Genomic DNA, 25,374 nt, shown 5'->3' on the forward strand with positions numbered 1-25,374 from the left:
TCGCCTCTTGGAAACAGAAATGCCCGGACACCAATCCGGGCATTTTCTTTTCGTACGCGAGAAAAGCAATTTACTCGGACGTGCGATATTTCGACCAGATGCCCTTCGCGCCGAGCTTGCTGACCAGTGCAGCATGAGCAGAAAGCTCTTCCTCACTCAGCCGAATGGGTAATGGATTGGGTCGAGTAAAGATATCGACGACCACCTCCCCAGCATCCTCACTCTGGCGCGAGCGCGCCGATGAACCGACAGCACTGCCGAGCCCGAGCGCCGTCTGCCGGCCACCGATCATCTCGATATAGACTTCGGCCAGCAGTTCGGAGTCGAGCAGCGCTCCATGTTTCGTGCGGTGCGAATTGTCGATGCCGTATCGACGGCAAAGCGCGTCCAGCGAATTCGGCCCCATCGGATGCTTGCGGCGCGCCATGGCGAGCGTATCGATCACCATGTCGGGCAGGATCGGCGGGCGGCCAAGCCTTGCGAACTCCGCATTGACAAAGCCCATGTCGAAGGTGGCGTTATGCGCGATCCATTTGGCGTCGCCGAAAAATTCAAGAATTTCGTCCGCGACGGCTTCGAAGAGCGGTTTGCCTGTCAGGAACTCATCGGTAATGCCGTGCACGGCCAGAGCATCGGGATGCACTTTGCGGTCACCCGGATTGATATAGATGTGCAGCGTTTTTCCGGTCGGAAAATGGTTGAAGAGCTCGATGCCGCCGATTTCGATGATACGGTCTGCCCTGTTGTCGAGGCCGGTGGTTTCCGTATCGAAAATGATTTCGCGCATATCGAAACTCCGCTTTCCTATTTCTTGCTCTGCTGTTTGCGCCGCAGATCCGCGATGATCTCTTTGACCTGTTCGCCGGCCGCCTCGATGCTTCCACCGGTATCGATGACGTAATCGGCGCGTGCCCGCTTTTCCGCATCCGGCGTCTGGCGGGAGAGAATCATGTTGAATTTTTCCTCCGTCATGCCCGGTCGAGCAAGCACCCTCTCCCGCTGAATCTGTGGATCACAGCTGACGACGACGATCTTATCCACTCGCTTGTCGGCGCCGGTTTCGAAGAGCAGCGGGATATCCAGCACCACCATATCGGCGCCGGCCTTGCGTTGACGTTCCAGAAACTGACGCTCGCGATCGCGCACTAGCGGATGGACGATGGCTTCGAGACGCTTGAAGCCAGAGGGATCGCCCGCCAGCTTTCGGCTAAGTTTCTGCCGATCGACCCTGCCGTCAGCCGTTGTTCCGGGGAAAGCAGCTTCGACCAAGGGAACGGCTTCGCCACTATAGAGATCATGCACGACCGCATCGGAATCGTTCACCGGGATTCCGGCTTCAACGAAGAGTTTCGCCGAGGTCGACTTTCCCATACCGATCGATCCCGTCAGTCCGATCCTGATCATGCTAGTGCTTTTCCATATCGGCGATGATCAATGCCCTCAAGGTTTCATCGACCGCAGGACGCTTTCCGAACCATTTTTCAAAGCCCGGTACGGCCTGATGCAGCAGCATGCCAAGACCATCGACGATGGCGAAGCCCTGTTCCTCGGCCTGAGCGAGAAGCGGCGTCTTCAGCGGTACATAGACAATGTCGGTGACGACGGCGCCTTCCACAAGAGGAGAGAAATCGATCCGGGGTGCCACTTCGCCATCCATGCCGAGCGAGGTCGTATTGATAAAGAGGCCGGCACCCTGCATGACCTCGCCGAGTGCGGCCATCGGATGCGCATGGACCCTCGCGCCAAACCGATCCGCCAGTTCCTGCGCTCGCTGAACCGTGCGGTTGACCACATGGATTTCCTTGAAGCCGCGGTCGCGCACCGCTTGGATGACAGCGCGGCTGGCACCTCCTGCTCCGAGGATGACTGCACGATCACTGCGATCCCAACCGGGATGACGCTCGTCGAGATTCGCTGTGAAGCCGCGGCCATCGGTATTCGTTGCATGCAGCTTGCCATTTTCAAGCCACAGGGTGTTGGACGCGCCCAATTCTTCCGAAAGTTCGTCGGGCCTATCGGCGTGCTTGAAGGCTGCTTCCTTGTGGGGGATGGTGACGTTGCCGCCGACGAAGCCGCTGGAACCATCCTTCAAGGATGAGATGAAGGCTTCGAAAGCCTCTACGGGAACTTCGTGTGCCCGGTAGCTACCGGCAAGCCCGAGCTGCTTCAGCCAGTAACCGTGGATCAAAGGCGAGCGCGAATGCCGGACCGGATAACCCGTTACGAAAGCGTTTACGCTTTGTGTTTCACGTGAATCATCCATCGATCGTCCCCAACTCTCGCAGTTTTTCCAGAAGCGGCAGCATCGGCAAACCGACGATGGTGAAATAATCGCCGTCGACTTTCGAGAAAAGCTGGATGCCCTCGCCCTCAAGCTGATAGGCGCCGACGCTTGACAATGCCTTCTCGCCAACGCGGCTCAGATGTCGATGGATGAAATCGGCCGGCAGCTCACGCATGGTCAGATCGGCGTGGGATACATGTTCCCAGATGATGTCGCCGTTGCGCGCCAAAGCGATGGCGCTGTTCAGCCGATGGGTTTTACCCGATAGCGTCCGCAGATGATTTTCCGCCTCCGCCATCGACTTCGGCTTGTGAAAGACCTGCGCACCCAGCGACATGGTCTGATCCGAGCCTATAACGAGCGATCCGGAGAAGCGATCGCTCACCTCTTTTGCCTTCGCCTTTGCCAGCACGAGCGCGACAGCATCCGGCCTGGCACCACCCATTTCCAGTGGTGCTTCGATCGCGCGCTCGTCGATATCGGCAGCAATAGCCTGAAAATGCAGCCCAGCATTTTCCATCAGCATCCGGCGGAACGGACTGGACGATGCGAGGATAAGGGGCGAGGTCATGACGGCTGCCTCCGAGATAATCATGTGCAGCGCTTAGCGCAGCTTGGGTCGCAGGGCAACAATCGCGGCGGCGGTCTCTTCGATCGAACGGCGGGTGACATCGATGATCGGCCAATTGTGCCGCGCGCAGAGGGAACGAGCATATTTGAGCTCTTCGGAGATAGCGGCTCTATCCGTATAGCCACCGCGATCGAAGCCGGGTGTCGCCCCGAGAATGCGATTCTCACGGACCTGCGAAATCCGATCGGTCGTCGCAACCAGTCCGACAATCAAGGGCTTCGTCGCCCTGGCAAGGCTTTCCGGCAACGGCACGCCATGAACAATCGGAATATTGGCCGTCTTGATGCCACGGTTCGCCAGATAGATGCTCGTCGGCGTTTTCGAGGTGCGGCTGATACCGATGATAACGACGTCGGCATCATCATAGTCATCGGGCATCTGGCCGTCGTCATGATCCATGGTGAAGTTCAAGGCTTCGATGCGGGCGAAATAATCCGCATTCATCACATGCTGCGCGCCGACGCGCCGACGCGACGCCGTGCCGAGATAGGTCTGGAAGACGTTCATGACCGGCTCGAGAACATTGACGGATGGTACGCCCATCTCCCTGCAGCGCTCGGCGATGAAATCGGCAAGTTCGCGATCGACGATCGTATAGAGGACAATGCCGGGGCTGTGATCGATCGCTTCCAATACAGGCAGAAGCTGCTTGCGATTTCTGATCAGCGGATAGACGTGCTCAATCGGCTGGCTAGCATGGAATTGCACAGAGGCCGCGCGGCCGGCGGAGATGAGAGTCTCGCCCGTTGAGTCAGAAATCAGGTGCAGATGAAAGAAGCTCGTCCGGTTTTCCACGCTACTTTCCATCGCCTGTTGATATCTCGGGAGAAAAGAGAGGTACGGGAAGGGTGCCATCTTGGGCAAGTGGAAAACGGCCGAGTTTTCCACATTTGGAATTTTCGAGAAATGGCTTTCGCGGTGGCTGTGAGCAATGTGGATAAGATCGACAACATCTCGCCCATCCCCGACTTGTCCCCAGATGGCAAAAAGCCGAATTTCTCTTCAACCTCCTCAAAAGATTGAAAAATCATCTCTCTTATCCACATACTGGTTTGCGATCTCGAAATCTCTCCAAATTTATGCGCGAGGCGCGACAAATTGGACAGGCAAGGGATGAACTTTAATCCTTGCTACTCACCGACTCTAAGAAATAGAAACCTTTCAATATATGTTTGGTTTTATATAGGACGATGTCTGTGACCGATGAACGCCGGAAGATCATGCGGGTCTTGAGCGGAGAAACGCTCACCCCTCCCCCGCTCTGGCTGATGAGACAGGCAGGCCGTTATCTACCTGAATATCGTGAAACCCGTGCGAAGGCGGGAAGCTTTCTCGATCTCTGTTATTCGCCGGATCACGCCGTCGAAGTGACGCTGCAGCCGATCCGCCGTTATGGCTTTGATGCGGCCATTCTCTTCTCCGATATTCTCGTCATCCCCGATGCGCTGAAGCGGAATGTTCGTTTCACCGAAGGACATGGGCCGGAAATGGACCCGATCGACGAGACGGGCATCATGGCTTTGAAACCGGAGGGCATCACGGCGTATCTGGAGCCAGTCATGGAGACGGTGCGCCGGCTGCGGCAGGACTTGCCTCAGGAAACCACGCTTCTCGGCTTCAGCGGCGCTCCCTGGACCGTTGCGACCTATATGATCGCCGGACACGGCACGCCGGATCAGGCCCCTGCGCGGCTATTTGCCTATCGCTATCCCAAGGCGTTCGAACATCTGCTGATGCTGCTTGCGGACATTTCAGCCGATTATCTCGTGGCGCAAATCGATGCCGGTGCGGATGCCGTGCAGATTTTCGATTCCTGGGCCGGTGTGCTTGGTGAGAAGGAATTCGAGGCTTTTGCCGTTAAACCGGTTGCGAAGATGATCGCATCGATCAAGGCGCGGCGACCACAGGCTCGGGTGATCGCCTTCGCCAAGGGTGCGGGCTATCTCTTGAAAACCTATCGGCAGACGACGGGTGCCGATGCGATCGGCCTCGACTGGTCGGTGCCTTTGGCCTTTGCTCGGGAACTGCAGAAGGATGGGCCGGTGCAGGGCAATCTCGATCCGATGCGCGTGGTTGCCGGCGGCAAGGCTTTGGACGACGGTATCGACGATATCCTGCAGCAACTCGGAAATGGCCCGCTGATTTTCAATCTCGGGCATGGGATCACGCCCCAGGCCGATCCGGCCAATGTGGCGGCGCTGGTCGAACGCGTGCGGGGATGGAGGAGCTGATGACGGTGGAAAAGCAGACGGATTCCGCGCTGGGCCAGAAGGCCGGACGGCGGGCCTATTTCATGATCCTGATCTTTGCGGTCCTGGCGATCGGTCTGTTCGCCTGGCATCCGGTCGATCTCTATCTCTGGATCAAGGCTTTGCACATCATTGCCGTCATTTCGTGGATGGCCGGCATGTTCTATCTGCCTCGGCTGTTTGTCTATCACACCGATGCCGCGCCGGGATCGCAGCAATCCGAGACCTTCAAGGTGATGGAGCAGCGTCTGCTGCGCTATATCATCAACCCGGCGATGATCTTGACCTGGATATTTGGGCTTTATCTTGCCTGGTCTGTCTATGATTTCCAGGGCGGCTGGCTCCATGCCAAGATCGGCCTTGTTGTGCTGCTATCGGCCGTTCACGGCCATTTCAGCGCTGCAGTGCGCGCCTTCGCCAGGGATGAAAACAAGCACTCGGCGCGTTATTGGCGAATGATGAACGAGGCGCCGACGCTGTTGATGATCGCAATCGTCATTCTTGTGGTCGTCAAGCCGTTTGCGTGAGGCGCGGCTATATTAGGGGCGACGTAAAATTTCTTTCATTTTGCGTGCCCCCCTTGCGGTTCAGAAAGTGAGTCGCTATTTTCCCGCCATCTTCTCTTCGTGGCATGTATCCATTCTGTCGCCCGCGAGCGCCCCTATCGCGGTTCTGAATACGAACAACATTGCCTTTCCCCTCCTAAAAAATGAGTAATTCCCTTCATGGCTGAAATGAAGCTTCAGGAACTGAAAAATAAATCCCCGACCGATCTTTTGGCCTTTGCCGAATCGCTCGAGGTGGAAAACGCCAGCACGATGCGCAAACAGGAACTGATGTTTGCGATCCTGAAGGTGCTGGCGAGCCAGGACGTAGAAATCATCGGCGAGGGCGTCGTCGAGGTTCTGCAGGATGGCTTTGGTTTTTTGCGTTCCGCGAATGCTAACTATCTTCCCGGTCCGGACGACATCTATATTTCCCCCTCCCAGATCCGCCGCTTCTCCTTGAAGACGGGCGATACGGTCGAGGGACCGATCCGCGGACCGAAGGAAGGCGAGCGCTACTTCGCGCTGCTGAAAGTCAACACCATCAATTTCGACGATCCCGAAAAGATCCGTCACAAGGTTCACTTTGACAATCTGACGCCGCTATATCCGAACGAGCGTTTCCGTATGGAACTCGACGTTCCCACGTCGAAGGATCTTTCGCCCCGCGTGATCGATCTCGTGGCGCCGCTCGGCAAGGGCCAGCGCGGCCTGATCGTCGCACCGCCACGTACGGGTAAAACCGTCCTGCTGCAGAATATCGCCCATTCCATTACCGCCAATCATCCGGACTGCTATCTGATCGTTCTCCTGATTGACGAGCGTCCGGAAGAAGTGACTGATATGCAGCGCTCCGTGCGCGGCGAAGTCATCTCGTCGACCTTCGACGAGCCGGCCGTGCGCCACGTCCAGGTTGCCGAAATGGTCATCGAGAAGGCTAAGCGTCTGGTCGAGCATGGCCGTGACGTCGTCATCCTGCTCGACTCCATCACCCGCCTCGGCCGCGCCTACAACACCGTCGTCCCCTCCTCCGGTAAGGTTCTGACCGGTGGTGTCGACGCCAACGCCCTGCAGCGTCCGAAGCGCTTCTTCGGCGCTGCGCGTAATATCGAAGAAGGCGGTTCGCTGACGATTATCGCGACGGCGCTGATCGATACCGGCAGCCGTATGGACGAAGTGATCTTCGAAGAATTCAAGGGTACCGGTAACTCGGAAATCGTGCTTGACCGCAAGGTTGCCGATAAGCGCATCTTCCCGGCGATGGATATCCTCAAGTCCGGTACGCGTAAGGAAGACCTGCTGGTGCCGCGCCAGGATCTGCAGAAGATCTTCGTTCTTCGCCGTATCCTCGCGCCGATGGGCACCACCGACGCGATCGAGTTCCTGATCGACAAGCTCAAGCAGACAAAGAACAACCCGGATTTCTTCGATTCGATGAATACGTAATCCTTAGCCGGATTCGTCATATTGCCGCTTTAGCGGTGCTTCCATGCTGTTATGATCGGGCTGCGAATTGCAGCCCGATTTTGTTTTGCGGTATCGGAAGTCGGGATCAAGGTTCGCTCGACAATCGATTCGGATGCGGATCAATCTTATGTTGACGATGAACGAGACGATCTATGCTTTGTCCAGCGGCGGTCTACCGGCCGGCGTTGCTGTGATCCGTATCAGCGGAAATCGGGCGCTCGGTGTTGCCAAATCGCTTGCCGGTACGCTGCCGCAGCCGAGGCAGGCCGCGCTGAGAACGATTCGGACTCGTAACGGTCTGATGATAGACCGCGGCCTTGTCCTGGTTTTTCCCGGTCCAGCCTCTTTTACGGGCGAAGATTGCGTCGAAATTCATGTCCACGGCGGTAAAGCCGTGGTAAACGCGCTTCTGAAAGAGCTCTCGACCTTCGAGCATTGCCGAATGGCGGAACATGGCGAGTTTTCGCGACGCGCACTCGAGAATGGAAAGATGGATCTGGTAGAGGTGGAAGGCCTTGCCGATCTCATTGGCGCGGAAACGGAGATGCAGCGCCGCCTTGCGCTGGAGCATGCGGCCGGCGGGCTGTCGGATCTCTATAACGGTTGGGCCGACAGGCTGACGCGGGCACGCGCCCTGATCGAGGCGGAACTCGATTTCGCCGATGAAGACGATGTGCCTGGTTCGGTCTCCGATATGGTATGGGCCGATATGAAGCGGCTGCGTCTTGAAATTTCCGGCCATCTCGCAGGCGCCGATCTCGGCGAGATCATCCGGGATGGCTTGAAGGTGGTCATTGCAGGCGCGCCAAATGCTGGCAAGTCCAGTCTCATGAATGCCTTGGCAAAGCGCGAGGTGGCGATCGTCACCGATATCGCCGGCACGACCCGTGACGTATTACATGTCGATCTGAATATAGAAGGGTATGCCGTTAAGCTTTATGATACGGCTGGCTTGCGGGATACGGATGAGGTGGTGGAGCGTGAGGGCATTCGTCGGGCACTGCGGACGGTTGCGGATGCGGACCTTGTTCTGTCTCTGGCCGAGATTGGCGGTGAGGCACAGCGGAGTTTTCCGGGTTTTGCCGGCAAGGTCCTGACTGTCGGTACGAAAGCCGATATTCACGCCGAGAAAACCAATCAATATGATTTGCTGATCTCCTCGACCACCGGCTCAGGCCTGGCGGAATTGCATAACCTTCTGCGGCAGGATCTGCAGGCCCGTTCCGGGGCGCTATCCCTCGCTTTGCCGAGTCGGCTGCGTCATCGCACCCTGCTTGCAGAGAGCCTTGATGCAATTGAGGCTGCACTAGGTTCGGAAGATCGCGGCCTGGATATCAGAGCCGAATACCTAAGACGGGCGGCCACAAGCCTTGGACGTATCACCGGCCGCGTCGATGTGGAAGATTTGCTGGACGTGATCTTCTCAGAATTCTGCATAGGAAAATGATTCACGTGAAACAGAGAGTCATATACTCTCGCTGGACGTTTCACGTGAAACCTTCTTGACTCCTGAGATTGGTGTGCCAAACAAGCGGCACGACCGAGGACCTGATGATGTTCGATAAAGCGTATGATGTGATCGTTGTGGGTGGCGGCCATGCGGGCAGCGAGGCTGCAGCAGCGGCCGCGCGCCTCGGTGCGCGCACGGCATTGGTAACACATAAGCGCGACACGATCGGCGTCATGTCCTGCAATCCCGCAATTGGCGGCCTCGGCAAAGGCCACCTGGTCCGGGAAATTGACGCTCTCGACGGCTTGATGGGCCGTGTTGCGGATGCGGCCGGCATCCAGTTCCGTATGCTCAACCGCAAGAAGGGTCCCGCCGTGCGCGGTCCGCGCACTCAGGCGGACCGCAAGCTCTATCGTCTGGCCATGCAGGCGGAAATCCGCGCAATCGACAATCTTGATGTTATCGAGGGCGATGCGTTCGATCTCACCTTCGAGCACGGCAGGGTGGCCGCGGTGATCCTGAAGGACGGGCGAGCCATCCGCTGCGGCGCCGTTGTTCTGACCACAGGCACTTTTCTTCGCGGTCTCATTCATATCGGCGACAAGAAGATCCCGGCGGGCCGTGTTGGCGAAGAGCCATCGCTTGGGCTTTCTGCCACATTGCTGCGACATGGCCTTGCTCTGGGGCGATTGAAAACTGGAACGCCTGCTCGCCTCGACGGAACGACCATCGATTGGAATTCCGTCGGACGTCAGGGGGCGGACGAAGATCCAACACCCTTCTCATTTATGACCGATTCCATCGCGAATCCGCAGATTGAATGCGGGGTAACCCGAACCACGCCAGAAACCCACAGGATCATTGCCGAAAATCTGAAGCGCTCGGCAATGTATTCTGGTCAGATTGAAGGTGTCGGACCGCGCTATTGCCCGTCGATCGAAGACAAGATCGTCAAATTCGGCGAACGGGACGGTCATCAAATCTTCCTTGAGCCGGAGGGATTGGATGACAGCACGGTCTATCCAAACGGCATATCGACCTCCCTGCCCGAGGATGTTCAAGATGAATTTATCAAGACCATTCCGGGTCTGGAACGAGTTCGCATTCTCCAGCACGCCTATGCCATCGAGTATGACCACGTCGATCCGCGCGAATTGAAGCTGTCCCTCGAAGTGGAAAAGATTCCGGGACTTTTCCTAGCGGGCCAGATCAACGGCACGACGGGCTATGAGGAAGCTGGGGCTCAAGGTCTCGTCGCGGGGCTGAATGCCGCGCGTTTCGCCAGCGGTGGTAAAGCCATCGAGTTCAGCCGAACGGAATCCTATATCGGTGTGATGATCGACGATTTGACCTCTCGGGGTGTGGCGGAGCCGTATCGTATGTTCACGTCCCGCGCGGAATATCGCTTGTCGCTCCGCGCTGACAATGCTGACGTCCGCCTTACGCCCGTCGGGCTGGCCTTGGGCTGCGTCGGTTTCAGTCGTGCAGCGCGTTTCGGCCAATATGTAAAGAGGCTTGAACAGACGCGTGACCAGCTGAGAAGCCTAACCGTAACACCGAACGAAGCCGAAAAGGCGGGTATGCATCTTAATAAGGACGGGCAGCGGCGTTCGGCCTATGAGCTTCTTTCTCATCCTGGTCAATCCGTAGAGAACCTGTCGCGGCTATGGCCGGAATTGCGGTCCATCGAGCGTAACGTAGCTGAGGCCATCGAGATCGAGGCGGCTTATGCCGTCTATATGGATCGCCAGACAGCCGATATCGTTCAGGCCCGCAGGGAAGAAGAGCGCGTCATTCCGGCGGAATTTGACTTTTCGGTTCTTTCAGGATTGTCCAATGAGCTGAAACAGAAGCTGGAAGCAGCGCGGCCGAAGAATATCGCCCAGGCCTCGCGAATCGACGGGATGACGCCGGCGGCTATCTCTTTGTTATTGGCTTATTTGAGGAAAATGAGCGTGCCGGAAGACCAGAAGCTCGTTTCCTGACAATACTACAAGGTTAGAGAGTCCATAGCATGGAATTGAACGGTGTGCGTGTTTCACGTGAAACACAGGAACGGCTGCAGAATTTTGCGCAGCTTTTCCAGAAATGGGCGAAGACCATCAACCTTGTTGCGCCATCCACGATTGACGATCTCTGGCGCCGTCACATCGCGGATAGTGCGCAGATTTTCCAGCTGCATCCGGCGACGGATCATTGGGTCGATTTGGGGAGTGGTGGTGGATTTCCCGGTGTGATAACGGCAATCCTGTTGGCGGAAAAAGGTGCGGGACACGTCGATCTGGTTGAAAGTAATCAGAAAAAAGCTGCTTTTCTACGTGTTTGTCTGCGGGAATGCGCGGCCCGGGGCGCTGTTCATGCCATTCGCATCGAAGAGGCACCGGCAGCGATCCAGGCCTGCGACGTTATCTCAGCGCGGGCTCTTGCAGAGCTTGAAATGTTGCTGGACTACGCAGCCCCCTGGCTCGAACGCAACGAAAATCTGCGCCTCTTCCTGCACAAAGGCCGGGATTACGAACGCGAGCTGCAGAAAGCCCGTGGTCGTTGGCAATTCGATCTGGTAAAACATCAGAGTGTCGTTGAGCGAGATTCCGTCATTCTGGAGCTTAGTCGCCTTCGACGCCTGATTTAACCATAATTGGATGTGCGGCAGATGATCGGCGAGCGAAACCGGATTATTACCATCGCAAATCAAAAGGGCGGCGTCGGCAAGACCACGACCGCGATCAATCTGGCGACGGCTCTTGCCGCCATTGGTGAGCGCGTCCTGATTGTCGATCTCGATCCCCAAGGCAATGCCAGCACGGGGTTGGGCATCGAGCGGCGTGACCGCAAGCTGTCTTCCTACGATCTATTGGTGGGTAGCCACGGGATCATGGATACGGTTCAGGAGACGGCCGTTCCGAATCTCTTCATCGTGCCATCGACGATGGATCTGCTTGGTGTTGAGATGGAGATCGCGCAGCAACCGGACCGCGTTTTCAAGCTGCGGCGCGCGCTGAATGCGTCGGATGCCCTCGCCTTTTCTTATATTCTGGTGGACTGCCCGCCTTCCTTTAACCTTCTGACGATGAATGCAATGGCCGCGGCTCATTCTGTTTTGGTGCCGTTACAGTGCGAATTTTTCGCCCTGGAAGGCCTCAGCCAGCTGCTGGAGACGGTCGATCAGGTAAGGCGCACGGTCAACCCGTCCCTCGATATCCAGGGAATCGTCTTGACCATGTTCGATTCCCGCAACAATCTGGCGCAGCAGGTTGTCACCGATGTACGGACTCATCTTGGCGAGAAGGTCTACCATACGTTGATTCCACGCAACGTTCGCGTGTCCGAGGCGCCGTCCTACGGCAAGCCCGCCATTCTTTACGACCTGAAGTGCGCGGGCAGCCAGGCGTACCTGCAGCTCGCTTCGGAAGTGATCCAAAGAGAGCGGCAGCGAAAAGCTGCCGCCTGATATGACGTAGTATTTGTTCCAGAGTGAGTATCGGCGATGAATGATGATCTTTCGAAGCGGCGTCTCGGGCGCGGACTGGCGGCTCTCATCGGGGAGATGGATCAGCCGACGCCCGTGGATGCCGGCAGACCGGCCGTCAATCCCGATCGCCTGGTGCCGATCGAATTCATCAGCCGCAATCCACGTAATCCTCGCCGCTATTTCGACGAGACCGAGCTGCATGATCTCGCCAGCTCAATTCGCCAGCACGGCATCGTGCAGCCGGTCGTTGTCCGCACCATTTCTTCCGATCGCTATGAGATCATTGCCGGCGAACGGCGCTGGCGAGCGGCACAGCTTGCGGGTCTGATCGAAATTCCAGTGATCGTTCGCGACGTCGATGACAAGACCGCGCTTGAGATCGCCATTGTCGAGAATGTGCAACGCGCGGACCTCAATCCATTGGAAGAGGCGCTCGGTTACGAGCAACTGATCGCTGAACACGGCTATACACAAAACGATCTTGGCGAAATCATCGGCAAGAGCCGCAGCCATGTCGCCAACTCTCTGCGTCTGTTGAAGCTTCCTGACCCCGTACGCGATATGCTTGCCGCAGGCTCGCTTTCCGCCGGCCATGCCCGCGCTCTCGTTTCGACCTCCGATCCGACCGCGCTGGCGCGAACTGTTGTTTCCAAGGGCATGTCAGTTCGCGATGCCGAACGTCTCGCGCAGAATGACATCAAGGCTCAGAACGACCCCCGCCCCGTCGGCGCGCGCAGGGATGAGAAGGATTCCGATACGCTGGCGCTCGAGCGTACGCTGTCTGACACGCTAGGGCTCGATGTTTCCATCAATCATCGCGGCAATGGTGGCCAGGTGAAGATCAGCTATAAGACGCTGGAACAACTCGAGGAAATTTGCCGGCTTCTGGAGCGCCGCTAAGACGGCTCTGCTCTGTATGGAACGTCAAATGGTTCCCGCTGTTTACTTCTCGTGTTTCTAGATAGAAGCGTTTACGCACTTTTCCGCAATTGCCCGGAAAGGTTACTATAGTCTTGTAGAAACAATGGGATAGGCTTTGCGGAGTCCGCATGGCGGATGCCTGTCCAGGTCCGTTTCCCGTGAAACATCAGCCTCTGCGTGCCGACTGCAATGTGGTCGCAAGCAGGGTTTGTGTTGCGATCGTGTCTTCGAGGCTCGCACGCTGGCGTGTCTGGAGAATGGCGGATTGCAGCCTGTTCATCTCGCGGGCGATCGCAGGGCCCGACCAGGTCTTGAGGGCCTGTTCAATGATCGGCTTACGCCTGAAATGTAGGTGGCGCCCATGTGTCTGCATGACCTGTGCCGGGGCAACGCGCTTTTCATCCATTTCGGCTCGCATCGTATCGAGCATCTGAAATTGCCGCAGGCAGCCCTGCAGCACGAGAAACATCGGAGTTTTGGAGGAGGCGATCTTCTGCATGGCATGCAGAAAGGCCTCGGAATCCCCCTTCAAGATGGCATCAACGGCATCGTCAGTGGAAATCGCGCTGGCATCGCCGATGATCTCCATGACATGGTTCTCTTCGATCGTGCCCTGCCCGCGGCAGTAAAGCGCCAGTTTGCGCACCTCGTTTCGGGAGGCGATCCGGTCGCCGCCCAGAAGTTCGAGTAATGCCTGACGGGCCGCCGGGGCGATGCGCAACCCTTCATTTGCCAGTTCCGTATCGATCAGACCATTCAGCGCTCTGGCATCGTCGGCATAGCAGGGAATGGTTGCGACCGAGCGCGCCGGTTCCGCCACCTTGCGCAGACCAGCGCCCTTCTTCAGATCGCCGGCTTCAATGATGACGAAGCTTGCCTCCGGCGGGTTTTCGGCAATGACCTGCAGCGAATCGACCAATGCTTTTTCATTGGCGGCGCCGCGAATCCAGATGAGCTTTTCGCCGCCGAACAAACCGATGGCGTTGACTTCGTCGAGCAGGCGACCCGCATCGTTCTGCAGGTCACCGACATCGAGCTTGATGAGGGAAAAGGCGTCATCGAGATCGACGCCGGTCCTGGCGGCAATCTGTGCGGCACGTTCGGAAACGAGGCCGCGATCCGGGCCGTAGATTACGAAGACCCGATAATTGCGCGCGGCGTTTTGCAGGAATCCATCAAATTCGTGAGACTTGATTTCTGCCATGCCGCGCTCTTTATCAGCGGCTGAGTGCGGCAGCGATATCGGCTGCGACCATTTCGGCAACTTCGCGGGCAGCACGGTCTTCCGAATCACGAATTGCGCGCTGCTTGGCGAATTCCTGGGTCGGGAAGTCGACGAGCGACGTCACCGCACGGCTACCCGATTTGATAACCTTGCCGGTGCCGATCTCCCTCAATGTGAACGAGACGGTCACAGTCGTGCGGCCTGCGGCCGACGTGCTCGAAGACGGAAGATAAAGCACACCGCCAGTACCGGAGCTGACGCTCAGATCGACATTGTATTTCGGCGTCTTGGTCTCGCCTGCGCCACGCCCCGCAATGAAGATCAGCTGATTGCGCACCTGGAGACCGACGCGCGAGCCTACGTCGGAGAAGGAAACCTCCGACAGCTTCTGCGTGACGCCAGTGCTGACGGCATAGAGCGGCCGAACCTGGCAGGCCGACAGAAGGCCGGCAACGGCCACAAGAGACGCAACGCCGGCGATGCGGGCGAATTTGAAAAGACTATCAGACGACAATGTTTACGATCCTCTGTGGAACGACGATGATCTTCTTTGGCGCCTGACCATTCAATGCGCTCGTAACGGCATCCAGGGCGAGCACGGCTTGCTGCACGGTATTCTGATCTGCATCGCGCGCGATTGTCAATTCGGCGCGCTTCTTGCCATTGATCTGAACGGGATAGATGATCTCGTTCTCAATGACGAGGGCTTCGTCATAGACCGGCCATGGGCTAGTCGCGACCATATGCGTGTTGCCGAGGGCGGCCGAACATTCCTCGGCCAGGTGTGGCGTGATCGGTGCAACCAAAGCAATCAGGATCTCCACGGCTTCGCGGACGGCAGAACGATAGGCGCCATCCGCCTGGCCGGCGGCCACTTTCGTCAGCGGTGCCGCCAGCGCATTGACGAATTCATAGATGCGCGCCACGGCCTTGTTGAAGGCGAGCTTGTCGTAATCACCCTGAACGGCCTTCAGCGTGCGATGGGCGATCTGCGAAATCGCCAGTGCCTCGCCTTCCTTAGCCGGAGTCGATTCGGCCGCTTTCAGGACATCGGCAGCTTCGGAAACCAGACGCCACATGCGTTGCGTGAAACGATGCGCGCCCTCGACACCCGCTTCCGACCAGATGACGTCGCGATCGGGCGGCGAGTCGGAGAGTACGAAGAAGCGTGCCGTATCGGCACCATAGGAGGCGATGATATCGTCGGGATCGACGACATTCTTCTTCGATTTCGACATCTTCTCGATCGAGCCGATGGCGATGTCCTCGCCCGTCGACAGCAGGGTAGCGCGGCGCTGGCCGTCCACTTCCTCGATCTTGATATCGGCTGGCGACACCCATTCGCGCGTGAGGCCGCTTCCGCGGCTATAGGTTTCGTGCACGACCATGCCCTGCGTGAACAGGCCCTTGAAGGGTTCTTTCACGTCAAGATGTCCGGTTTCGCGCATGGCGCGGGTAAAGAAGCGCGAATAGAGCAGGTGCAGGATCGCGTGCTCGATGCCGCCGATATACTGGTCGACAGGCAGCCAGTGATTGGCGGCCTTGGGGGCCGTCGGCTGGCTTTCCCAGGGGGCGGTGAAGCGCGCGAAATACCAGCTCGAATCGACGAAGGTGTCCATCGTGTCGGTTTCACGACGGGCATCCTTGCCGCATTGCGGGCAAGCGACATGGCGCCAGCTGGCGTGCCGGTCGAGCGGATTACCCGGCTGGTCGAAAGTCACGTCATCGGGCAGCTTGACCGGCAGTTCCTTCTTCGGCACCGGCAGCACGCCGCAATCATCGCAATGGATGACCGGGATCGGGCAGCCCCAATAGCGCTGACGGGAAATGCCCCAGTCACGGAGGCGGAAATTCACCTTCCGCTCGGCCTGCGGTATGTTGCCGAGATACGTTTCGGAGAGCTTCGTTGCCACCGTCTGGAAGGCTTCCTCGGTGCTCATGCCATCAAGGAAGCGCGAGTTGATCATTACACCATCGCCGTCGTAGGCGACATCGCCGACAGTAAAGGTCGCTGCATCGCCATCAGCGGGCATGACGACGGGAACAACGGGCAGACCGTATTTACGTGCGAAATCCAGATCGCGCTGGTCGCCGGACGGGCAGCCGAAGATGGCGCCCGTGCCATAGTCCATCAGCACGAAATTGGCGATGTAGACGGGCAGTTCCCAGGATGGGTCGAAGGGGTGGCGGACGCGGATGCCGGTGTCCATACCCTTCTTCTCGGCCGTCTCCAGGGCTGCCAGCGAGGTGCCAGCGCGGCGGCATTCCTCACAGAAGGCCTCGATGGCCGGATCCTTGGCCGCCGCTTCCTTGGCGAGCGGATGGTCAGCCGAGATCGCCAGGAAGGAGGCGCCGAACAGCGTATCCGGACGGGTCGTGTAGACGGTGATTTCGCGATCGCTATTGGGAGCTGTTTCCGGCACAATTTCCCAGCGAACGGTCAGGCCCTCGGAGCGGCCGATCCAGTTCTTCTGCATCAGCCGCACTTTTTCCGGCCAATGATCGAGCGTATCCAGGGCATCGAGCAGTTCCTGGCTGAACTCGGTGATCTTGAAGAACCACTGCGTCAGCTCGCGCTGCTCGACGAGCGCGCCGGAACGCCAGCCGCGGCCGTCGATGACCTGCTCATTGGCGAGAACGGTGTTATCGACCGGATCCCAGTTGACCTTGGACTTCTTGCGATAGACCAAGCCCTTTTCCATCATGTCGATGAAGAGCATCTGCTGGCGGTGATAATAATCGACATCGCAGGTCGCGAATTCGCGGCTCCAGTCCAGCGACAGGCCCATGGCCTTCAGCTGGGTGCGCATCGAGGCGATGTTCTGGTAGGTCCATTCCTTTGGATGCACCTTGTTGTCGCGCGCTGCGTTTTCCGCCGGCATGCCGAAGGCGTCCCAGCCCATCGGATGCAGCACGTTATAGCCGCGCGCACGCTTGTAGCGCGCAACGACATCGCCCATGGCGTAGTTGCGCACATGGCCCATGTGGATGCGGCCCGACGGATACGGAAACATTTCTAGAACGTAGTACTTCTCACGCGGATCGGCATTGTCTGTCACGAAGACCTTTTCTTCGTTCCATTTTTCCTGCCAGCGGGGCTCGGCATCGCGCGGATTATAACGTTCGCTAGTCATCTGTTCTTGTATTCCGGAAAATCATGGGGATTAAGGCGTGACCTTCACCACGAAACCACCCAAGCGTCAAGTTTAGCGGATGCAGCAAGTGCCTTATCTTGCAAAGCAAAGCCGGATTCGCGCGCGATCGCCCTTGGCAAGGCCCGCAAGCCGCATTACTGCAAAGTTTGAGAAGCAAGCCAAATATCGAGGCGAAAAGATGGAACTTCAAGAGCGCCTGAACGAAGTCCGTTCCCATATCGCAGCCGCCGAGCGCCAGGCCGGCCGGCCCGGCGGCGCCGTGCAGCTCGTTGCCGTTTCCAAGACCTTCGATGCCGATCAGATTCGCCCCGCCATTTCGGCCGGTCAGCGTGTGTTCGGCGAAAACCGCGTGCAGGAAAGCCAGGGCAAGTGGCCGGAATTGAAGGCGGAGACGCCCGGAATCGAGCTGCACCTGATCGGGCCGCTGCAATCGAACAAGACCGCCGATGCCGTGGCATTGTTCGATGTCATCGAGACGATCGACCGGGAAAAGATCGCACGCGCTGTCGCCGATGAAATGAAGCGGCAGGGCAAGAGTTTGCGGCTCTATGTGCAGGTCAATACCGGACTGGAACCGCAAAAGGCCGGGATTGCGCCCGACGATACCGTCGCTTTCGTCGAGCTGTGCCGCGAGGAGCTGGGGCTTTCGATCGAGGGCCTGATGTGCATTCCGCCGGCGGAGGAAAATCCGGGGCCGCATTTTGCCCTGCTTGCCAAGCTTGCCAAGCAGGCCGGTGTCGAAAAGCTCTCCATGGGCATGTCCAGCGACTACGAAATCGCCGTCGCTTTCGGCGCGACAAGCGTCCGGGTCGGCTCGGCGATTTTTGGGGCGCGGTAGTTCTGCCGAAAACAAAAGGTGCGGAAGGGCTTGGTGTGTGGAGCACATGACTGGCCCGGATTGGAGATTTGACGGGATCCCTCAGTCCTGAAGATGGCAATCATGGAATTGTCCCCTCTCAACGCCTGCGGGGAGAGGGGGTCTGCAATGCTCTCCGACAAACAAAAAAGCCCCGGTTCGGCCGGGGCTTTGCATTCTTATCCGCTATGCCGGATCTTAGAACTGATCGTCGTCCTCGTCGTCGCGGCTGGTCGACTTCAGCGACTTCAGCTTGGCGAAAACGGCGTCGGCGTCGATTTCCTTTTCCTTCTCTTCTTCGCGATCGTAGCTGAAGCCGAGCTTTTCGGTTTCCTGAGCCGGCTGCAGGGTTGCGCCGAGTTCGGCGGCGGTCGGCAGCGGACGGCCCTTCGATGCCTTTTCGACTTCCATGTCGAGATCGATCTGGCTGCAGAGGCCGAGCGTGACCGGATCCATCGGCGTCAGGTTGGCCGAGTTCCAGTGCGTGCGGTCGCGAATCTGCTCGATGGTCGACTTGGTGGTGCCGACGAGGCGTGAAATCTGCGCATCCTTCAGTTCCGGATGATTGCGCACCAGCCAGAGGATAGCGTTCGGGCGGTCCTGACGCTTGGAGACCGGCGTGTAACGCGGGCCGCGGCGCTTGGATTCCGGCACGCGAACCTTTGGCTCGGAAAGCTTCAGCTTATGGTTCGGGTTGGCTTCGGCACGGGCGATTTCATCGCGGGTCAGCTGGCCGGTCGAGATCGGGTCGAGGCCCTTGATGCCCTGCGCTGCTTCGCCATCGGCAATGGCCTTCACTTCGAGCGGATGCAGCTTGCAGAACTGCGCGATCTGGTCGAATGACAAGGCCGTATTGTCGACAAGCCAGATGGCGGTTGCCTTCGGCATGAGCAATTGTTGAGCCATGGATATAGTCCTTCTGTCAGTCCGCGCCGGTGTCGCGGTCCGGGGTGTAACACCACATTGTCCGGGAAATACGGCCCTATATAGCGATAGTGTCGCGGAATTGCAATTCTTTGCGCATGAAATGCACTTTGTCCAATTGCTGTCGTAGTTTGACCTGCTATTTATTGCGCGGAAAGAGCACTCGCGGTTACAAATCGGCGTGCGAGGATTTGAGGAGGAAACAATGTCGGAGAAGATCCATCCCGTGACGAAACCGATCAAGGCGCGCGCCCTGATCGACAAGGCGAAGTACCAGAAATGGTATCAGCAGAGCGTCGAGGATCCCGACAAGTTCTGGGGCAAGCACGGCAAGCGCATCGACTGGTTCAAGCCCTATACCAAGGTCAAGAACACGTCCTTTACCGGCAAGGTCTCGATCAAATGGTTCGAGGATGGCGTCACCAACGTTTCCTACAATTGCATCGACCGGCATCTGAAGAAGCATGGCGATCGCGTCGCCTTCATCTGGGAAGGCGACAATCCCTATATCGACAAGAAGATCACTTATAACGAGCTCTACGAGCAGGTCTGCCGGCTGGCGAATGTGCTGAAGAAGCACGGCGTCAAGAAGGGCGACCGCGTCACCATCTACATGCCGATGATCCCGGAAGCCGCCTATGCGATGCTGGCCTGTGCCCGTATCGGCGCAGTGCATTCGGTCGTCTTCGGCGGCTTCTCGCCGGAAGCGCTCGCCGGCCGTATCGTCGATTGCGCCTCGACCGTCGTCGTCACCTGCGATGAAGGTGTCCGCGGCGGCAAGTCCATCCCGCTGAAGGAAAACACCGATAAGGCCATTCAGATCGCCGCCAAGCAGAAGGTCGCGGTCAAGACCGTCATCGCCGTGCGCCGCACCGGCGGCAAGGTTGCCTGGGAGCCCGGCCGCGATGTCTGGTATCACGAGGAAACCGCCAAGGTGAAGGCGGAGTGCCCGCCGGCGAAGATGAAGGCGGAAGACCCGCTCTTCATCCTTTACACGTCAGGTTCCACGGGCAAGCCGAAGGGCGTGCTGCACACGACGGCCGGCTATCTCGTCTATGCGGCGATGACGCACGAATACACGTTCGATTATCATCCCGGCGATATCTATTGGTGTACGGCCGATGTCGGCTGGGTGACCGGGCATTCCTATATCGTCTACGGGCCGCTCGCCAATGCAGCGACCTCGCTGATGTTCGAAGGCGTGCCGAACTATCCCGATCAGGGCCGTTTCTGGGACGTCATCGACAAGCACAAGGTCAATATTTTCTATACCGCGCCGACGGCGATCCGCTCGCTGATGGGCGCCGGCGACCATTTCGTCAAGCGGGCCTCGCGCTCCAGTCTGCGCATCCTCGGCACCGTCGGCGAGCCTATCAATCCCGAAGCATGGGAATGGTATTACAAGGTGGTCGGCGACAGCCGCTGCCCGATCGTCGATACCTGGTGGCAGACGGAAACGGGCGGCCACATGATCACGCCGCTTCCGGGCGCGACGGACCTCAAGGCCGGTTCGGCGACACTGCCCTTCTTCGGCGTGCAGCCGCAGCTGGTCGACAATGAAGGCAACGTGCTGGAAGGGGCGGCCGACGGCAATCTCGTCATCGCCGACAGCTGGCCCGGCCAGATGCGCACCGTCTATGGCGACCATGAGCGCTTCATCCAGACCTATTTCTCCACCTACGAGGGCAAGTACTTCACCGGCGATGGCTGCCGCCGCGACGAGGACGGCTATTACTGGATCACCGGTCGCGTCGACGACGTGCTCAACGTCTCCGGTCACCGCCTCGGCACGGCAGAAGTGGAATCGGCGCTCGTATCCCACAAGCATGTCTCGGAGGCGGCCGTCGTCGGCTATCCGCACTCCATCAAGGGCCAGGGCATCTATTGCTACGTGACGCTGATGGTCGGGATGGAAGGCTCGGATGCGCTGCGGCAGGAGCTGGTGAAGCACGTCCGCGCCGAAATCGGCCCCATCGCCTCGCCGGACAAGATCCAGTTTACTCCCGGCCTGCCGAAAACTCGCTCCGGCAAGATCATGCGCCGCATCCTGCGCAAGATCGCCGAGGACGACTTCGGATCACTCGGCGATACCTCGACGCTTGCTGATCCTGCTGTCGTCGACGATCTGATCGCTAACAGGCAGAACAAGGCGGATGCGGCTTAAAACTAAAAGGTGCCGCTTTTGGCGTTGTCTGTAGCGGCACATTTTTTTTGATCGATGAAATTGACTGATTTAAATTGGTGCCGGAAAATGCATGGGGAACACAATTGTGAATCAAAACAGGCACTTAGATTCATCTAATCCTAAACATTTGATTCAACACAATAAAATTCAATTTTTATTGACAATGAGAGCTTTTTCTCATATATATGTTGTCGGGCAGTCACGCGCCGGATAAACCCAGAGCATTCGAAAGTCTGCAGGCGAGAAATCGCAATTATGGGCCGGGGGGCTGCCCAATTTTCTTGAAAAGATCGATAGTGCGTTGCTGATCCACTGTCAGCGTGAGACCTTCATGATGAGGGTAGAACTTCATTCCGTAGCTGAAATAGTTGTCGTTTCTTTTATAGACTATAGGACGTAAAATTTCAGCGTAACGAGATTCACAATTTCCGTACCGATCTGGTTCCACGCCACTGGCGATTGACGATGCGATGATGTCTGCCAGTTGCAAGCTGGCGCGTTTGTTGTGGTCTTGAGCTTCGATTCCAGCGATGTCTATGACAGGCCAATGGACGCGAATGTCGTCCGCGCCATTCTGTTGAAGATGTTGCATATAACTTTTAAAATCATCATACGACATGCCACCTCTTCGCGAAAAGGTTATTTGGACTCGACCGTCTCCTTCGGGAGCGCGTGGGCGCATATCGCGACATAGCCACGAGATGCGCTCGATTAAGTATCTAGTGAGATAAAAATATAGTTGATTTTTCTCTGTATATATCCCGTCTGGGATGTCACGCTTATAAGCCACAACGCTTAACGCCCTAATCGGACGTGTTGCTAGGTCTCTCGCTGCGACAACTTTCTGATTGTGATTAAGCTCAGCAAAATGGAGATTTCTGCTCTTCCGATCAGGCATCTTGGCAACTATTTGATCTCGCCAAGTTACAGCTTCAAGATCGAATTGCTTACGGAAGACCATGGCAGACAGGATAAGCCAACTGGATGCACCTCCCTTGCCTCCGGGCTCTCTATATTTGCCAAGACCATCGTCTCCTGATTCATCTATGTAAGCTACAAAAGTGTGAGACATATTATCAGAATCTGTGATTCTCTTTGCTAATCAACGAGAAAATTAGGTTCTTCTGAAAATTGCAAAGAAGATTCACCGCTATTTAGCGTATCTCAAAAATCGATCGCCCTGCCATTAATCTCCCAGTCGCCGAAGCGGGCAGGGTCGGCGCCGCCGCGGCCGCCGATTTCGGGGGGAAGTTCGGCCTGTGCTTGAGCTTCCTGCGCCTTGCGGCGCTCTTCTGCTTCGGCGAGGGCGCGCTTGGCCGCGGGTGAGAGCGGCTTGCGGGTGATTTCACCGGCTTCGCTGTCGAGTTTGTTGTCGTTATCGGCTGTCTGCATGGTCTGATCGGCCCGGAACCGTTGAATTAAGCGGAGGAATAGCCAAATCATAGTGCGTCCGGCCGAAAAGAGAAAGGTTCGGACTGCCGATCGTGTTGGAGACCCGTCGATGAATCTCATGCGTACTGCCATGCTGCTTGCCTTCATGACCGCGCTCTTCATGGGCGTCGGCTATCTGATCGGCGGTCAATCGGGCATGCTGATCGCATTTGTCGCCGCCGCCGGCATGAATTTCTTTTCCTACTGGAATTCCGACCGCATGGTGCTGTCCACCTATGGTGCGCAGGAGGTCGATGAGCGAAGCGCGCCGGAATTCTACCGCATCGTCCGCGATCTCGCCCGCAATGCCGGCCTGCCGATGCCTAGGGTTTATCTCTATGACAGCCCTCAGCCGAATGCTTTTGCCACGGGCCGCAACCCCGAAAATGCCGCCGTTGCCGCCTCCACCGGTCTCCTGCATGCGCTGACGCCGGAGGAAGTCGCCGGTGTGATGGCGCACGAGCTTGCCCACGTGCAGAACCGCGACACGCTGACGATGACGATCACGGCGACGCTTGCCGGTGCCATTTCCATGCTCGGCAATTTCGCTTTCTTCTTCGGCGGCCGCCGCGACAACAACAATCCGCTCGGCATGGTCGGCGTCCTTGTCGCGATGATCGTTGCCCCGCTCGCCGCTATGCTGGTGCAGATGGCGATCAGCCGTACGCGCGAATATTCTGCCGACCGCCGCGGCGCGGAAATCTGCGGCAATCCGCTTTGGCTTGCCTCCGCGCTCGGCAAGATCGCCCGCGGCGCGGCGCATATTCCGAATGAAGATGCCGAGGGCCATCCGGCGACGGCGCATATGTTCATCATCAATCCGCTCTCCGGCGAGCGCATGGACAATCTGTTTTCCACCCATCCGAACACGGAAAACCGCATCGCCGCGCTGCATGACATGGCCCGTTACGGTGGCGGCGACGCTTCGCCGATGACACCGTCTTCTGGCCCATCTTCGGGCTTTGGCTCGACGGGACCGTCCTTCACTGCTAATCCGGGGCGCAAATCGCGCTCCGTGCCGAATACGGGTCGCGGTGGTTCGCAACCGCCGAAGGGTCCCTGGTCTTGAGTTCTGACACGAAAAACAAAGCTTCCCATAGAGATGGAAAACGATCGGGCAAGCGGCCGCAGCCGTCGAGGCCGGTCGATTCGTCTCCGCCGAAGCCCGGCCTTGCGGCCCGCGCGGCGGCGTCCAAGATCCTGGGGGCCGTGCTGGACCGCAAGACGCCGCTCGACGGCATGCTGGATGCCGAAGGCGGCAGCGCCGCCTATACGACGCTCAGCGACGGTGACCGTGCGCTGGTGCGCGCTATCTTGAACAGCGCGCTGCGCCACCTGCCGCGCATCGAGGCGGCGATCTCGTCGCTGCTCGATTCGCCGCTGCCGGAGGGCGCCCGTGCCCTGCATCATGTCCTCGTCGTTGGTGCGACCCAGATCCTCTATCTCGACGTGCCGGATCATTCCGCCGTCGATCTTGCTGTCGAGCAAGCCAACCGCGATCCCCGCAATCGCCGCTTCGCCAAGCTGGTCAACGCCATTCTCCGCCGCATCGGTCGCGAGAAGCAGGAGATCCTCGAGCGGGTTGCGAAGGTGCCGGCCTTGCCGGCCTGGTTCCTTTCTCGCCTGGAAGCGGCCTATGGCGCTCCCGCTGCGCTAAAGATTTCCGACACGCAACTCGAGCCGGCGGCGATCGACCTCACCGTGAAATCCGATGCCGAGGGCTGGGCGAAGCGGTTGAACGGCGTGGTGCTGCCGACCGGCAGCGTGCGGCTTGCCGCCTTCGAAGGTTCCATTCCCTCTCTCGAAGGTTTCGATGAGGGTGAGTGGTGGGTTCAGGATGCTGCCGCCAGCATTCCAGCAAAACTTTTCGGTTCGCTGGTCGGCAAGCGGGTGGTGGATCTCTGCGCAGCACCTGGCGGCAAGACGGCGCAACTCATTCTCGCCGGTGCTAAGGTCACGGCTCTCGATCAATCCGCCAATCGCCTGAAGAGGCTGTCCGGCAATCTGGCACGGCTTGGCTTCGAAGCAGAAACTGTTGTTGCCGATATGAGCAAATATCAACCCGACGAACTTTTCGATGCGGCTCTGCTCGATGCCCCCTGCTCCTCGACGGGAACGACGCGCCGCCATCCGGACGTGCTGTGGACCAAGGGACCGGAGGATATCGCCAAGCTGGCCGCCCTGCAGGAACGCCTGCTTCGCCATGCCCTGACCTTGGTCAAGCCGGGCGGTGTGGTGGTCTTCTCCAATTGCTCGCTCGATCCCGAAGAGGGCGAAGATCTGGTTGCACGCCTGCTTGGCGATACTGGCAATGTCGAGCGCGTACCGATCGCATCAGGCGATTGGCCGGGTCTGGAAACGGCGATTTCCCCGCTTGGAGCCTTCCGCACCACGCCGGACATGCTGCCGCTTGCCGATGGCTTCGCCTCCGGCCTCGACGGCTTTTTTGCCGTCGCGCTTCGACGCACGCATTAGTCCCCACCTCGAATCGTTTTTACCGGCCGGTTAAAAAACCGGCAAACGTGTCTTTAATTGGTATATCTGTAACCTCTTTTTAACCACGGGTAATGAGAGTAAGC

General features: G+C 58.1%; 23 protein-coding genes. 12 read left to right on the forward strand and 11 right to left on the reverse strand.

Annotation, left to right across the window (positions count from 1 at the left end):
• Positions 1-70: 70 nt before the first annotated feature.
• The 5 genes from dnaQ to AC13QY_RS29650 are packed head-to-tail and all read right to left on the reverse strand — an operon-like array spanning position 71 to position 3,710.
• The gene (gene dnaQ, locus AC13QY_RS29630) at positions 71-787 is read right to left on the reverse strand and encodes a DNA polymerase III subunit epsilon (protein ID WP_113501445.1); all 717 of its coding nucleotides are present in this window, start codon (positions 785-787) and stop codon (positions 71-73) included.
• A 17-nt stretch (positions 788-804) separates the two neighbouring features.
• On the reverse strand, positions 805-1,404 hold the full coding sequence (gene coaE, locus AC13QY_RS29635; RefSeq protein WP_113501446.1) for a dephospho-CoA kinase: 600 nt from the start codon (positions 1,402-1,404) through the stop codon (positions 805-807).
• A 1-nt stretch (position 1,405) separates the two neighbouring features.
• Complete coding sequence (locus AC13QY_RS29640) at positions 1,406-2,263, reverse strand: shikimate dehydrogenase (RefSeq protein WP_113501447.1); 858 nt, start codon at positions 2,261-2,263, stop codon at positions 1,406-1,408.
• A complete protein-coding gene (locus AC13QY_RS29645) occupies positions 2,256-2,855 on the reverse strand; it encodes a Maf-like protein (RefSeq protein ID WP_113501476.1) in 600 nt (199 codons plus the stop codon). Before AC13QY_RS29645 ends, AC13QY_RS29640 begins: the two co-directional genes overlap by 8 nt.
• Positions 2,856-2,888: 33 nt before the next feature.
• On the reverse strand, positions 2,889-3,710 hold the full coding sequence (locus AC13QY_RS29650) for a pyruvate, water dikinase regulatory protein (protein ID WP_113333432.1): 822 nt from the start codon (positions 3,708-3,710) through the stop codon (positions 2,889-2,891).
• Positions 3,711-4,111: 401 nt separating this feature from the next.
• Here AC13QY_RS29650 and hemE point away from each other — a divergent pair, with 401 nt between their 5' ends.
• From hemE to AC13QY_RS29690, 8 genes are all read left to right on the forward strand, one after another.
• Positions 4,112-5,146, forward strand: coding sequence for a uroporphyrinogen decarboxylase (hemE, locus tag AC13QY_RS29655; protein WP_113501477.1), 1,035 nt, complete (start codon positions 4,112-4,114; stop codon positions 5,144-5,146).
• On the forward strand, positions 5,146-5,691 hold the full coding sequence (gene hemJ, locus AC13QY_RS29660) for a protoporphyrinogen oxidase HemJ (RefSeq protein ID WP_488494374.1): 546 nt from the start codon (positions 5,146-5,148) through the stop codon (positions 5,689-5,691). The genes hemE and hemJ overlap by 1 nt, the downstream gene beginning before the upstream one ends.
• 198 nt (positions 5,692-5,889) lie before the next feature.
• Positions 5,890-7,155: a transcription termination factor Rho gene (gene rho, locus AC13QY_RS29665; RefSeq protein WP_004127423.1), complete on the forward strand. Its 1,266-nt coding sequence runs from the start codon at positions 5,890-5,892 to the stop codon at positions 7,153-7,155.
• Between the two features lie 148 nt (positions 7,156-7,303).
• Positions 7,304-8,623, forward strand: a complete 1,320-nt coding sequence (gene mnmE / locus AC13QY_RS29670) for a tRNA uridine-5-carboxymethylaminomethyl(34) synthesis GTPase MnmE (protein ID WP_488494375.1) — start codon at positions 7,304-7,306, stop codon at positions 8,621-8,623.
• A gap of 107 nt (positions 8,624-8,730) precedes the next feature.
• Complete coding sequence (gene mnmG, locus AC13QY_RS29675; RefSeq protein WP_113501479.1) at positions 8,731-10,611, forward strand: tRNA uridine-5-carboxymethylaminomethyl(34) synthesis enzyme MnmG; 1,881 nt, start codon at positions 8,731-8,733, stop codon at positions 10,609-10,611.
• A gap of 29 nt (positions 10,612-10,640) precedes the next feature.
• The gene (rsmG, locus tag AC13QY_RS29680) at positions 10,641-11,258 is read left to right on the forward strand and encodes a 16S rRNA (guanine(527)-N(7))-methyltransferase RsmG (RefSeq protein ID WP_113501449.1); all 618 of its coding nucleotides are present in this window, start codon (positions 10,641-10,643) and stop codon (positions 11,256-11,258) included.
• 21 nt (positions 11,259-11,279) lie between these two features.
• Positions 11,280-12,077, forward strand: coding sequence for a ParA family protein (locus AC13QY_RS29685; RefSeq protein WP_075853352.1), 798 nt, complete (start codon positions 11,280-11,282; stop codon positions 12,075-12,077).
• Between the two features lie 36 nt (positions 12,078-12,113).
• Positions 12,114-12,998, forward strand: coding sequence for a ParB/RepB/Spo0J family partition protein (locus tag AC13QY_RS29690; protein WP_069613904.1), 885 nt, complete (start codon positions 12,114-12,116; stop codon positions 12,996-12,998).
• 187 nt (positions 12,999-13,185) lie between these two features.
• Here AC13QY_RS29690 and holA read toward each other — a convergent pair whose 3' ends face one another.
• The 3 genes from holA to leuS are packed head-to-tail and all read right to left on the reverse strand — an operon-like array spanning position 13,186 to position 17,378.
• Positions 13,186-14,223: a DNA polymerase III subunit delta gene (holA, locus tag AC13QY_RS29695; protein WP_113501450.1), complete on the reverse strand. Its 1,038-nt coding sequence runs from the start codon at positions 14,221-14,223 to the stop codon at positions 13,186-13,188.
• 13 nt (positions 14,224-14,236) lie between these two features.
• On the reverse strand, positions 14,237-14,758 hold the full coding sequence (gene lptE, locus AC13QY_RS29700; protein WP_113333438.1) for an LPS assembly lipoprotein LptE: 522 nt from the start codon (positions 14,756-14,758) through the stop codon (positions 14,237-14,239).
• On the reverse strand, positions 14,748-17,378 hold the full coding sequence (leuS, locus tag AC13QY_RS29705) for a leucine--tRNA ligase (RefSeq protein ID WP_488494376.1): 2,631 nt from the start codon (positions 17,376-17,378) through the stop codon (positions 14,748-14,750). The genes lptE and leuS overlap by 11 nt, the downstream gene beginning before the upstream one ends.
• 199 nt (positions 17,379-17,577) lie before the next feature.
• On the opposite strand from leuS, the gene AC13QY_RS29710 reads away from it, so the two are divergent.
• Positions 17,578-18,237, forward strand: a complete 660-nt coding sequence (locus AC13QY_RS29710; protein ID WP_113501480.1) for a YggS family pyridoxal phosphate-dependent enzyme — start codon at positions 17,578-17,580, stop codon at positions 18,235-18,237.
• 216 nt (positions 18,238-18,453) lie between these two features.
• Here AC13QY_RS29710 and AC13QY_RS29715 read toward each other — a convergent pair whose 3' ends face one another.
• Positions 18,454-19,161, reverse strand: a complete 708-nt coding sequence (locus AC13QY_RS29715; protein WP_095433387.1) for a DUF1013 domain-containing protein — start codon at positions 19,159-19,161, stop codon at positions 18,454-18,456.
• Positions 19,162-19,384: 223 nt separating this feature from the next.
• Between AC13QY_RS29715 and acs the strand changes: the two genes are divergently transcribed.
• Complete coding sequence (acs, locus tag AC13QY_RS29720; RefSeq protein WP_113501452.1) at positions 19,385-21,343, forward strand: acetate--CoA ligase; 1,959 nt, start codon at positions 19,385-19,387, stop codon at positions 21,341-21,343.
• A 274-nt stretch (positions 21,344-21,617) separates the two neighbouring features.
• On the opposite strand, the gene AC13QY_RS29725 is transcribed toward acs, so the two are convergent.
• Positions 21,618-22,436: a DUF3800 domain-containing protein gene (locus tag AC13QY_RS29725; protein ID WP_113501453.1), complete on the reverse strand. Its 819-nt coding sequence runs from the start codon at positions 22,434-22,436 to the stop codon at positions 21,618-21,620.
• 92 nt (positions 22,437-22,528) lie between these two features.
• Positions 22,529-22,756 (reverse strand): DUF1674 domain-containing protein, encoded by a 228-nt coding sequence (locus AC13QY_RS29730; protein WP_113501454.1) that lies wholly within the window; start codon positions 22,754-22,756, stop codon positions 22,529-22,531.
• A gap of 109 nt (positions 22,757-22,865) precedes the next feature.
• Between AC13QY_RS29730 and htpX the strand changes: the two genes are divergently transcribed.
• Complete coding sequence (gene htpX, locus AC13QY_RS29735) at positions 22,866-23,864, forward strand: zinc metalloprotease HtpX (protein WP_113501455.1); 999 nt, start codon at positions 22,866-22,868, stop codon at positions 23,862-23,864.
• Positions 23,861-25,270: an RsmB/NOP family class I SAM-dependent RNA methyltransferase gene (locus AC13QY_RS29740; RefSeq protein WP_113501456.1), complete on the forward strand. Its 1,410-nt coding sequence runs from the start codon at positions 23,861-23,863 to the stop codon at positions 25,268-25,270. Before htpX ends, AC13QY_RS29740 begins: the two co-directional genes overlap by 4 nt.
• Positions 25,271-25,374 lie beyond the last annotated feature (104 nt).

It is taken from the genome of Martinezella sp. CNPSo 3795, from assembly GCF_057784475.1.